The organism is Bacillus cereus group sp. BfR-BA-01380 (genome assembly GCF_022663535.1).
GTDB classification, from domain to species: Bacteria; Bacillota; Bacilli; order Bacillales; family Bacillaceae_G; genus Bacillus_A; species Bacillus_A cereus_BB.
Map to the genome: position 1 here is coordinate 142628 of NZ_JAKUFS010000003.1, position 12142 is coordinate 154769.

The following is a 12142-nucleotide window of genomic DNA, read 5'->3' on the forward strand; positions in this document are numbered from 1 at the left end:
AAATACAAAAAAAGATTCGCGTATTAAGCGAATCCTTTTTTATATTTACTTATCACAAGCAATCCCATCGCCATCAAGTTAAGAAATTCTTTGTTCCCAAAATGAAAAAAACGAGATAATAACTAACTGTATAGAAGGAAAATTCTCGTTTAGATGGGACTTCTAAATCCGAACTTGATAGACATGTAATGCGTTCTCCTTTATTCCCACTGATGAAAAGCACCCACCATGTATAGATTATTTGTAATAAGAATATCACTAATTTTCATTGTAATATTCTTCTAACGTGATACCTTTTTCATAAATTTCTTTTGCAATATCGCCTACATATCGAATGTGCCATGGTTCGTATGAATACCCTGTAATATTTTCTTTTCCTTTTAAGTACCGAATAATAAACCCTGCACGATAGGCATTTTCAGCCAACCATTTTCCTTCTTTTGTAGTACCAAAGGATTGTTCTAATGTGTTATCTACACTACTTGCTGAAACATCCATTGTTAACCCCGTTTGGTGTTCACTATGACCAGGTCTTGCAGATACTCGATCAGTTTCCTCCTTACCTTGTTTTCTAACGTTATTTTGATAAACACTTTTTTGATACTCTAGAGAACGAAATCCAGATACAGCCTGTAATGTTATTCCATCTTTTTCAGCTAGCGCAAACAGTTTCTCCAATGCTCTTGCAGCTTCTTTACGCATATAACTTTTTTCACATATACCAGAAAATGCAAAAGTAACATCTGGTACAACTAAATCATTTGGTCTATATCCATCGGGAAGCATACTCTTCTTATTTACAATAATATGAATATCATTTGGATCTTTTGGAATCTCTTTTTTTACAGGAGTTTCACTGTGCTTTTCAGTTGGTTCTGTTAATGGATTTTCGTGCTTTTTAGTTGGTTCTGTTAATGGATTTTCTTTTGCTTTTATAGAATTTGAGAAAATAAGTGGATTACACACAAAAATAATACATGTAATCAATATCATAATCGTTACAGCTATTAATATTACATTTCCTCTATATATTTTTTTCATATTACTCACCTCTATTTTTTCACTCATACATATAAATCATTAATTTCTCTTTCAATAAATATATTAATACAAACAAATAAAGATAATGTGCAGATAATGTAGAAATTAGTCGAAAAATAAAAGAAACGTGTAAAAATAACTCTCTACACGTTTTTTATGGATAGTAAAATGAATTATATTCCTCTTGAATTACTCTACTCTTTATTTTATCTTTATATGGGTTTGCTATAATTTATATATTTCCATTCGAAAACTATGAAATGAATAAGTTTAAATTCATACAGGAGAGATACAATGCAAAAAACTATTTTGATTGTAGAAGACGAAGATATTTTACGCGAAATTGTTAAAGACTATTTGTTACACGATGGATATAAAGTACTAGAAGCGACAAGCGGAACAGAAGCACTATCTATTTTTGAAAAACATGAAGTACATTTAATCATTCTTGATATTATGCTGCCAAAATTAGATGGTTGGTCTGTTTGTAGACAGATTCGAAGAACATCTAATGTACCTATCATTATGCTGACAGCTCGAGCCGATGAAGATGATACATTACTTGGATTTGAGTTAGGGGCAGATGATTATGTCACAAAACCATACAGCCCACCTATTTTACTCGCGCGAGCAAAACGATTACTCGAAACCAGATATGTGGCACATAAACCATCTAAAAATAATTTGTTATCTAGAAATGAGATTGTTGTGCATCTTCCTTCACGTACTATCACAATAAATGAGGAAGTTATTAATTTAACTCATACAGAATTTGAAATATTAACATATTTGATGCAAAACGAAGGGATTGTTATAACAAGAGAACAATTAATTCAACACATTTGGGGATATGAATTCACTGGGGATGACCGTACACTAAATAGTCATATTCGAAATTTACGAAGTAAATTAGGACAGAAATCCTCCTCTATCGTAACCATTGTTCGTACTGGTTATAAATTTGAGGACCAGCTATGAAAAAAGGGATTGTATTCAAATTATTTATCTTAACAACAGTATTATGTATGTTAATTTTGGCGTGTGTGTTTGTTGGACAAACCGTATTTTTCAAACAATACTATGTAAATAAAAAAATAAATACGATTAAAACAAATATACAATCATTTAAAAAAGATTATGTGAAAAACAAAGATAATTTACAAAGTATTCAAAGACTCGAACAAGATTTTTCTAGAAATAATAATGCTTCGATTACGTTACTAGATACGAACGGAAACTTAAAAAACGGTAATGACTTTTATATCGAAGTAAAAGTGGAAGATTCTTCTAAGAAAGAACTAATTAATACAACACTCATAATACCACTGTATAATCTTATAAATATAGGGGATATTTCTTTAAAAGAACATCTCTCGCCTAATAAAAAGTTACTCGGTTATTTTGTTTCACCAAAGACAAGTACCACCCTAGTTCCTTATCATTTAGTTAGAGCCGACAATGATCAAGAAGTAGTGAATCAAAAATTAGTGAATCAACAAATATTAAAAAAAGTAGATTCATATTTCGGTGGACGTGATGTTATGAAACAAAATAATTTAGGACAACAAAATGTAGGTGTTTATGGGAAAATTCAAACGATACACATTCCTGAAGAAAATACGCTATCCAATTCGATTTATACAAATCATTTATTTATGCAAAAAGTAAACGAATTTCAAGCAAAGATATTGTTCGATGAAGAGAGATTGAAACAAGATACATTACAAATTCTCGAGAAGGAAGAAAATGGTATAAAATACCGCCTTTTTATTCAACCAATAACAGAACCGAATGGTGAAACCACATATATTTTCGCACTAGCATCTTTACAACCCGTTGATGAAGCTATACAAATGATAAAAGACTATTATATATACATCATTATATTCGCATTGTCCCTTATCTTTCTTGCTGCATTTTATTATTCAAAAAAAATTGCAAAACCATTGTTACAAATCAATACCACGACACAGAAGATGGCAAAGCTTGATTTTTCAGAAGCAATTCCCATTACATCAAAAGATGAAATTGGTGACTTATCACAAAATATTAATATACTATCAACTACGTTACATTCATACATTAACAACCTACAGCAAGATATAGAAAAAGAAAAACAATTAGAACATACACGAAAAGAATTTATTGCAGGCGTATCACATGAATTAAAGACACCTCTAAGTATTATGACAAGTTGTATGTCTATTTTAAAAGATGGGGTCGCTAGTCATAAGAAAGATTACTATTTCAAGGCAATGGAAACAGAGGTAAACAAGATGAATCTACTCATTGTGGATATGCTTGAATTAGCAAAATTAGAATCCGGTACGTATAAAATGGAAATGAGACCATTTCTTATTAACAAAACGATTGAGCATATATGTGAACATCTATCCTTCGAAATAAAAAATAAACAGTTAAACGTTCAAACGAGTCTTTCTGAAATTGAAGTGTTAGCCAATCCGCATCGCATAGAGCAAGTTATCACAAACTTTATAACGAATGCCATTCGTTATACTCCTGAAAATGAAAGAATTATTATTTCAGCAGAAGAAGAGAGTACATGCGTAAAAATATGCATAGAAAACAAAGGATCCCATATTCCTGAAGAACAACTCAGTAAAATATGGGAGCGTTTCTATCGCGGAGATACTTCTCGACAACGTTCCACAGGTGGAACTGGATTAGGACTTGCCATTTCCAAAAACATTTTAGATTTACACGGTGTACAGTATGGCGCATCCAATACAAAGGATGGTGTATTATTTTTCTTCTATCTTAATAAAAACGTGTAGACATAAATTTCTACACGTTTTTATTATTACTCTATACTAACAATATAAGAAATTATGAACAACAGAAAGTCATCTATTATAGATACAAGTTGAAAAATGGATTTATATATTAAAAAAACGCAAAAACATTCTTGTTGTACCAATTTTAGAGATTTAAACAAAAAGGATTCGCGTATCAGGCGAATCCTTTTTGTATTTACTTATCACAAGCGACCCCATCGCCATCTCGGTCTAGCTTAGAAGAATAAGCGGGGTGACCTTTCGGAATATTGGAGAACCCGGCTGCTTTTGCTTCTTTACAGCTGCTAAAATGATATTCACCTTGTGGTAAGTTGTTATTTGGTTGTTGTTGCACTTGTTGTTTTTGTTCTGGTTTCGGTTCTGGCTTTGGTTGTGCTTCTGTTTTTGGTTGTGATTGTTTCGGAGCTGGTGCAGGTGTAGCAGGCTTTGCTACTTTACTCTTCTCAAATCCGTTATCTGTTGCATAGTTTTCTACACTCCAAATGCCTTTTTTATTTGCCTGTGCCTTTGTTTGGAATTCACGCAAATAATCAACATACTTTGTATTCGGAGCATATACATATGCCACGCGTGCCAATCCTTGCTCCACTAATAATCGGTTTAACATTTGACCATCTACCCATACATAAGCTAATAGACGTCCGTATTTTTCACGATCACTTACATCTAATTCAAGCTGAATTTTCTTTCCTTCGCTTGCGTATTTCTTAGTGAATGCACTTGCTTCTGGCCCAAATGGTTGCACACCTAGACGTGGATGCTTTGTTTCCGGTGTATCAACAAGAAGAAAGCGCACTGTTTCTTCCTTTCCGTTCTCTAATTTCACTTTCAACGTATCGCCGTCAATATTTTTAATTACAGTTGCGTTCACAACGCGATTCGTATTCATTTTATTTTTTTCATCATCAATATGATGAATTGAACCAGTTACTAAACTTTCATGTTGTACTTTATTTTCCGTACTGTTTGGCGTGTTATTTTCACGATCCGCCACTGCAACATCTTCATACGTACTGCTTTCTTGTTGTTTCTTTACTTCTTCCTGCTTTTTCTTTTCCTCTTCTTGCTTCTTTTGTTCCTCAGCTTTCTTTTGTTCCTCAATCTTTTTTTGTTCTGTTGCTTTTGTATCCTTGTTTTCTGTCGCCTTCGCATTATTGCCGCATGCCGCTAAACTAAAGGCACACATACTACAAATAAGTAGTGTTACTAACTTTTTCAACATCTAATAATCCCCCTAGAACAATCATATAAATAATTCACTCATCTATTTTACCAAATATACAAGTTCATATTTGTTACATTTTGTCGTAATAGCTTTATATTCCACTAAAGGGATTAAGAGCCTTATTTTACTAAATTCACAAATCAACCATTCTGTAAAATAGGTACTACTTGCAGCACATTTAAAGATGCACTATATAGTTGTCTACCTTCACTTTGCTTCTTGCTACTAATACGAATATATTCAAACTTTTTTCCGCCATTCCACTTCATCTATTAATCTACCTATAATGATTTATATATAAAAATATTATTAAAGGTGTACATTTAGTAATATTTTTAGCATATCTTATCTCATTCCCTGCGGAAGGAAATTTTCTCCTGTAATGCTTACAGGAAATATAATTACTATTCATACAATAATAATATTCCGGATTATTTATCGTTGATGTGACCATATTTATATGCAATTTTGCATTTCCTAAATAAAGGAAAGCAACATACAAAGTACTATTAAATTATATTAAAAAAATTTTTTATCAAATAATTCATATAGATAAATGAAAATCATTACATTTTAGACTTAATTATCAGAGTATAATTATTTCACTTAGTAAAGCAATCCGTATTATTTAACTTTTTAGATATAATGTTTTTTAAAATATAAAAATCAAATATTGTAATTATCAGATGTAAGCGGTGAAATTTTGTTGTTTACTTCTTAAAAACATAATGTTTACAATGAGGGCGTAGGGTCCTTACATTCTATAAAAATAGATACTAACGAGAGTTTCTTGATTTAACACTCTATCCGAAAGAATTCTCCTACCTCAATTATGCAAGGAGAAAACAAAGCGATAGATCGTTCAAGATATATAAATAAGATTGTAAACAGACAATCGTGAAGAGGTGTACGGAATGAAAAATAAAATAATTACAGGATTTTTAATAACATCCATTGTTACTGGAGCGAATATTCCTATCAATGCTCTCGCAACGCCAATCGTTAAGGCCGAAACGCAACAAGAGAACACGGATATTTCCTCATCATTACGAAAATTAGGTGCGCAATCTAAATTAATCCAAACATATATAGATAAAGCTTTAGTAAATCCTAATATACAACTAATGGAAGTTCCATCTTTAAATACGAACCAATCCCTAATCAAACAAGATATGAACGAATGGTCATCGGAACTTTATCCAAAGTTAATTCTATTAAATGCAAAAAGTAAAGGATTCGTAACTAAATTTAATAACTATTATCCAGCATTAAAAGGATTTGTAGACAATAAAGAGGATAAAGAAGGGTTTTTGGATAGACTTGAAGTTCTTCAAGACATGGCTATGACGAACCAAGATAACGTGCAGCGCCAAATTAATGAACTAACAGATCTTAAATTACAACTCGATAAAAAACTTACAGATCTCGACACTGATGTGACAAAAGCGCAAGGTGTACTAAGTTCAGATGGAACAGGGAAAATAGACCAACTAAAAAATGAATTACAAAATACCCAAAAATCAATTCAAGATGATTTACAACAAATAGCATTGTTACCAGGCGCTTTAAATGAACAAGGATTTAATATATTCAAAGAAGTCTATAGTCTTTCAAAAGATATCATTGAACCAGCTGCTCAAACAGCAGTGGCGGCGTATAACAAAGGAAAAGAAATTAACAACTCTATTTTAGAAGCAGAGAAAAAAGTAGAGCAGGAATTGAAAGAAAAAGGTAAATCTGCTCTAGAGATTGAAGCTGCCAAAAAGGAAGCTCGTGAAGCAATTGAAAAAAACAAAAAAGGCGAACTAGCTGCAGCTGCAATTACAAAGACACAAGAGTATGACCTTACGAAAGTTATTGACCCTGAAAAAGTCAAAAAAACATATAGTGCCTTCGCTGAAGTAAATAAACTAACAGCAGAGCAACGAGCACATTTAGATGATTTAGAGCAACAAAACCAAAAGTTTTATGATTTAACAAAAAACCTAACAGTAGCAGATTTACAAAAATCAATGCTTCTTATTACGCAAAATGATTTACATACATTTGCAAATCAAGTAGATGTAGAACTTGACCTACTAAAACGCTATAAAGAAGATTTGAATCTAATCAAAAATAATATTACAAAATTATCTACTAATGTTGATACAACTGACCAGCAGTCTCAAAAAGATACATTAAGACAATTAAAAAATGTAACAAGTTACCTTGGAGAACAAGTTAATAAGTTTTAATATTACGAATTTACACCCACTCAGTCACGCGATGAAAAAAAGGCAGAAAAGCATTTTTTTTAATGGTCGAAGGGGACTGGCTATGTATAGGAGCGGTCAGGGCCTTTTTCTGCCACGCGCAACGTTTTAAAACAAAGAAAGGTGGCGAGGTGCATGGCCATTTTTATCTTCGTGGCAGCAATCTGTATTTTCACTGGAATAATACACTTACCAAACTTCTACATGAAATGTATGGCTGAGTAGTTACAAACAAAGAAATACAGCAATCTATCTACTGAAAAATGAAATGTATATAAGAATCTATCAAAAAAACGAAGAAGGAGAATATTTATGAAAAAACTTCCATTTAAGGTGTTAGCTGTAGCCACTCTTGCAACGGTTATAACTGCTACTAACGGTAACACGATTCATGTACTTGCACAGGAACAAACCGCTCAAGAACAAAAAGTAGGGAATTATGAATTAGGGCCTGAAGGGCTGAAGAAAGCATTAGCTCAAACAGGATCTAATATTCTTGTAATGGATTTGTACGCAAAAACAATGATTAAACAACCGAATGTAAATTTATCCGGTATTGATTTAGGTTCAGAAGGAGCAGAATTACTCAAAAGCATTCACCTTAATCAGGAACTGTCACGAATCAATGCGAATTATTGGTTAGATACAGCGAAGCCGAAAATTCAAAAAACAGCACGTAATATTGTAAATTACGATGAAGAATTTAAAAATTATTACGATACATTGGCAGCTGCTGTACAAAAGAAAGATAAAGCAGAGTTAAAAGATGGATTAAATGATTTAATCACTACAATTAATACAAATTCACAAGAAGTTACAGAAGTAATTAAGATGTTACAAGACTTCAAAGCAAAACTGTATGACAATTCTACAGGGTTTAAAAATAATGTTGGTGGTCCAGATGGACAAGGTGGATTAACGGCACTATTAGCCGGAAATAATGCCCTGATTCCACAACTTCAAGCTGAAATTGAGAAGCTACGCTCTACTCAGACAGAGCATTTTAACAATGTATTAGCATGGTCAATTGGTGGTGGATTGGGAGCATTCATTCTAGTTGCTGCAGCCATTGCAGGAACGGTAGTAATTGTTGTGACTGGCGGTACAGCAACACCAGCTGTTATTGGTGGTCTTACAGCTCTCGGTGCAGCTGGTATCGGTTTAGGAACAGCATCTGGTGTCATTGCGTCTAAGAATATGGACTCCTATAACGCAATTTCTAACAAAATCGGACAATTAAGTACGAAAGCCGACCTTGCTAGCCAAGCAGTTATTTCGCTTACTAACGCGAAAGCAACTTTGACAGATCTGTATCAAACAGTGGATCAAGCGATACTGTCTCTAACAAGTATTCAACAACAATGGAATAAAATGGGGGCGAATTATACAGATTTACATGATAATATCGACTCTATGCAAGATCATAAACTTTCTTTAATACTTGATGATTTAAAAGCTGCTAAACAAAGTTGGAGTGATATTCATAAAGATGCAGAATTCATTTCGAAAGACATCGCTTTTACACAAGAAACAAAGAACTAAAAATCCAAGCCTATATAGGAGGAATATGAAATGCTAAATAAAATCCCTTACAAAATACTCGCTGCATCGGCGCTTTTAGCTTTGACAACAACTTCTGTAGTCTCACCAGTAGCAACTTATGCAAGTGAAATTAATCAAACTAACAATGGAGATACGTCTCTTTCTGCAAATACAGACGGAATGAAAAAAGCCTTGCAAGATGCTGGGGTATTTGCAAAATCTATGAATGAATATTCTTATTTGTTAATTAATAATCCAGATGTTAATTTTGAAGGGATTACTATTAATGGGTATCCAGATTTACCTGGTAAAATTTTACAAGATCAAAAGAATGCTAGAGCACATGCTGTTACATGGGATACGCAAGTAAAAGGACAGCTTTTAGATACATTGACAGGCATTGTCGAATACAATACAACGTTTGACAATTATTATGACACAATAGTAGATGCGATTAATACAGGGGATGGAGATACTTTAAAAGAAGGGATTACAGATTTACGAGCTGAGATTCAACAAAACCAAAAGACTGCAAAAAATTTAATAGCAGAGTTAACTAAGTTAAGAGACAATGTTGGACAAGATGTTAGAGCATTTGGAAGCAATAAAGAACAATTGTACTCGATTTTAAAAAACCAAACAGCTGGGCTTGAGGACGATCAAAAACGTCTAGATGAAGTTTTAGGGCAAGTAAACTATTATAAAAAATTAGAATCTGATGGATTTACAACAATGAAGGTTGGCGTTTTTGGCCTATACTGGATTGGTGGTATAATAGTAGGTACAGCAAGAGATAATTTAGGTAAGTTAGAGCCGTATTTAACAGAAATACGTAAGACTGTAGATTCTAAAACGACATTAAATCGCGTAGTTGGAGTTGCGTATAATAATACTGATCAGATGCATAAGGCGATTGATAATGCTATTAATGCTCTTACTTATATGCAAACGCAATGGACTGATTTAGATAATCAATATGCTGGGGTACTGCAACAGATTGATAAGGCAGCTGGAAAAGCTGATCAAAATAAATTTGGCTACTTAAAACCTACCTTGAAGACAGCTAAAGATCTTTGGAACACATTACACGAAGATGCAGTCACAATAAAAAGTGGAATAAAAGAATTAAAAGTGGAACCTGTTAATCCGCAAAAATAAGAAAATATCGGTTCTGAATCCAGGATTGTATCTTTAAATTTTAGTATAACAATTAACAATTCCTTATAAACCGAAAAGGCGGAGTCTGATGAAAGACTTCGCCTTTCACTATAAAGTGAAACTTTAATCAGTGGAGGTTTTCTTCATCCCCCACTGATTATCAGCCCTCACCAATCGGGCGCATGCCAGCAGTTTATCTCCCACCTAACTTCTTAAGAAAAGCGGAAGCGGCTCGCTCAGAATGTGAGGGGGATGGAGCTTCTGACGTAGAGGTGTTTTTTACCTCGTAGGAAGAAGCGAAGCCACCGAACATTCTAGCCACTGGAACTGGACAACGCTTTCGCCGAATTTTGAGGTCGTAGTATTACTGCCCACAAATAGCGGGATAAATACTACGAAACAAAGTTGGGATGATATTCATAAAGATACAGAACTAATTTCACTTTTAAAAAAGAATAGAACCTATAATCAAAACCTGCATAGGAGGAATAGGAAATGATGAAAAAAATCCCTTACAAACTACTCGCTGTATCGACATTTTTAACGATTACAACAACTTATGCAGTCACACCAGTAGCAACTTTTGCAAGTGAAATTGTGCAAACTAACAATGGAGATATGTCTCTTTCAGCAAATGAAGAAAAGATGAAAAAAGCTTTGCAAGATGCTGGAGTATTTGCAAAATCTATGAATGACTATTCTTGTTTGTTAATTAATAATCCAGATGTCAATTTTCAAGGAATTATTATTAATGGGTATCCAGATTTACCCGGTAAAATTATACAAGACCAAAAGAATGCAAGAGAACATGCTGTTACATGGGATACGCAAGTAAAAGGACAGCTTTTAGATACATTGACAGACATTATTGAATATGATGCAAAATTTGACAATCATTACGGAACATTAGTAGAGGCGATTAATTCCGGGAATGGAGCTACTTTAAAGAAAGGGATTACAGATTTACGAGGTGAAATTCAACAAAACCAAGAGCATGCACAAAAATTAATACAAGAATTAACTAAGTTAAAAGAAGATATTGGACAAGATGTTAGATCATTTGGAAGCGATAAAGATCAGTTGCAGTCAATTTTAAAAAACCAAGGTGCTGATGTTGAGGCCGATCAAAAGCGTCTAAATGAGGTTTTAGGACAAGTAAACTATCAGAAAGACATAGAATCTAAAGGATTGACAATGGTAAAGATTCCGTTTTTTCCCGTAATGATTTCTGGTGGTATAATGATAGGTGATGCAAGAAGTAAGTTAGGCTGGTTAGAGCCAGAATTAGCAAAATTACGTCAGACTGTAGATTATAAACTAACATTAAATCGTGTAGTTGGAGTTGCGTTTAATAATATTGATCAGATGCATAGTGCGATTGATAATGCTCTTAAATCTCTTACTTTTATGTACGATCAATGGAGTGATTTAGATCGTCAATATGGGTCGGTTCTACAATTCATTGATAAGACATCTGAAAAAGCTGATCAAAATAAATTTAAATTCTTAAAACCTAACTTGGATGCGGCTAAAGACAGTTGGAAAACAGTAAAAACAGATGCGGTCACATTAAAAGAAGGGATAAAAGCATTAAACGTGCAACCTCCACAAAAATAAGGAAATATCGGTTCTTTTTAAAGCTTTTGAACAAACATGACAAACCTAAGTTTAGACTATAACAGTTTTGTGATTTGTGGTATATGAAGCAAGCGGAGTCTGATGAAGACTTCGCTTGTTATATAATACAACTTTGCAACAGACCCCTAAAGGAGATCTTATTTCACGAAATTCACAAATCGACCATTCTGTAAAATAGGTACTACTTGCAGCACATTTAAAGATGTACTATGCGTTACATCTTTCGAAAATCCACGCTCTCGTAACTCCCTGCCACTTCCGCAATCCCAAATCAATTCGTTAAGATTAGGTTTTGCATATTGAAAAGCGCCCATACATAATTGTGCTTCAACTGACTTACTTCCTTGCAATTTTTCCATAATTGCACCTGCACCTAAGTAATCCTCTATTGCTGGCCTCAAGTCATTTTCATCTTCTTTTGGATTTTCCCAATGTTCACCGCAAGGAATAACTGTGATATTTGCGTCCGT

Annotated in this window: 9 protein-coding genes and 1 pseudogene; 6 read left to right on the top strand and 4 right to left on the bottom strand. The window is 33.4% G+C overall.

Annotation, left to right across the window (positions count from 1 at the left end; genetic code table 11):
• Nucleotides 1–258: 258 nt before the first annotated feature.
• Nucleotides 259–1041: a M15 family metallopeptidase gene (locus MR076_RS04040; protein ID WP_242217914.1), complete on the bottom strand. Its 783-nt coding sequence runs from the start codon at nucleotides 1039–1041 to the stop codon at nucleotides 259–261.
• A gap of 294 nt (nucleotides 1042–1335) precedes the next feature.
• On the opposite strand from MR076_RS04040, the gene MR076_RS04045 reads away from it, so the two are divergent.
• Nucleotides 1336–2019 (top strand): response regulator transcription factor, encoded by a 684-nt coding sequence (locus tag MR076_RS04045; RefSeq protein WP_242217916.1) that lies wholly within the window; start codon nucleotides 1336–1338, stop codon nucleotides 2017–2019.
• Complete coding sequence (locus tag MR076_RS04050; protein WP_242217917.1) at nucleotides 2016–3836, top strand: sensor histidine kinase; 1821 nt, start codon at nucleotides 2016–2018, stop codon at nucleotides 3834–3836. The genes MR076_RS04045 and MR076_RS04050 overlap by 4 nt, the downstream gene beginning before the upstream one ends.
• Before the next feature lie 196 nt (nucleotides 3837–4032).
• Here MR076_RS04050 and MR076_RS04055 read toward each other — a convergent pair whose 3' ends face one another.
• Nucleotides 4033–5079, bottom strand: a complete 1047-nt coding sequence (locus tag MR076_RS04055) for a thermonuclease family protein (protein WP_242217919.1) — start codon at nucleotides 5077–5079, stop codon at nucleotides 4033–4035.
• A gap of 143 nt (nucleotides 5080–5222) precedes the next feature.
• Nucleotides 5223–5351, bottom strand: coding sequence for a hypothetical protein (locus MR076_RS26325; protein ID WP_277928354.1), 129 nt, complete (start codon nucleotides 5349–5351; stop codon nucleotides 5223–5225).
• Between the two features lie 645 nt (nucleotides 5352–5996).
• On the opposite strand from MR076_RS26325, the gene hblC reads away from it, so the two are divergent.
• The 4 genes and pseudogenes from hblC to MR076_RS04075 form a co-directional block, all read left to right on the top strand.
• On the top strand, nucleotides 5997–7316 hold the full coding sequence (gene hblC, locus MR076_RS04060) for a hemolysin BL lytic component L2 (RefSeq protein WP_242217921.1): 1320 nt from the start codon (nucleotides 5997–5999) through the stop codon (nucleotides 7314–7316).
• Nucleotides 7317–7646: 330 nt separating this feature from the next.
• Nucleotides 7647–8876, top strand: coding sequence for a hemolysin BL lytic component L1 (gene hblD / locus MR076_RS04065; protein WP_242217923.1), 1230 nt, complete (start codon nucleotides 7647–7649; stop codon nucleotides 8874–8876).
• A 30-nt stretch (nucleotides 8877–8906) separates the two neighbouring features.
• Nucleotides 8907–10034 (top strand): hemolysin BL binding component B, encoded by a 1128-nt coding sequence (hblA, locus tag MR076_RS04070; protein WP_242217925.1) that lies wholly within the window; start codon nucleotides 8907–8909, stop codon nucleotides 10032–10034.
• Nucleotides 10035–10529: 495 nt separating this feature from the next.
• A pseudogene (locus tag MR076_RS04075) lies at nucleotides 10530–11621 on the top strand (ClyA family alpha-helical pore-forming toxin); the annotation flags it as partial.
• Nucleotides 11622–11809: 188 nt separating this feature from the next.
• On the opposite strand, the gene MR076_RS04080 reads toward MR076_RS04075, so the two are convergent.
• Complete coding sequence (locus tag MR076_RS04080; RefSeq protein WP_242217929.1) at nucleotides 11810–12073, bottom strand: 2-phosphosulfolactate phosphatase; 264 nt, start codon at nucleotides 12071–12073, stop codon at nucleotides 11810–11812.
• Nucleotides 12074–12142: the final 69 nt, after the last annotated feature.

Coding starts and splice junctions, on each gene's coding strand:
- MR076_RS04040 (WP_242217914.1), bottom strand. CDS start 1,041: ATGAAAAAAATATATAGAGGAAATGTAATATTAATAGCTGTAACGATT.
- MR076_RS04045 (WP_242217916.1), top strand. CDS start 1,336: ATGCAAAAAACTATTTTGATTGTAGAAGACGAAGATATTTTACGCGAA.
- MR076_RS04050 (WP_242217917.1), top strand. CDS start 2,016: ATGAAAAAAGGGATTGTATTCAAATTATTTATCTTAACAACAGTATTA.
- MR076_RS04055 (WP_242217919.1), bottom strand. CDS start 5,079: ATGTTGAAAAAGTTAGTAACACTACTTATTTGTAGTATGTGTGCCTTT.
- MR076_RS26325 (WP_277928354.1), bottom strand. CDS start 5,351: ATGAAGTGGAATGGCGGAAAAAAGTTTGAATATATTCGTATTAGTAGC.
- hblC (WP_242217921.1), top strand. CDS start 5,997: ATGAAAAATAAAATAATTACAGGATTTTTAATAACATCCATTGTTACT.
- hblD (WP_242217923.1), top strand. CDS start 7,647: ATGAAAAAACTTCCATTTAAGGTGTTAGCTGTAGCCACTCTTGCAACG.
- hblA (WP_242217925.1), top strand. CDS start 8,907: ATGCTAAATAAAATCCCTTACAAAATACTCGCTGCATCGGCGCTTTTA.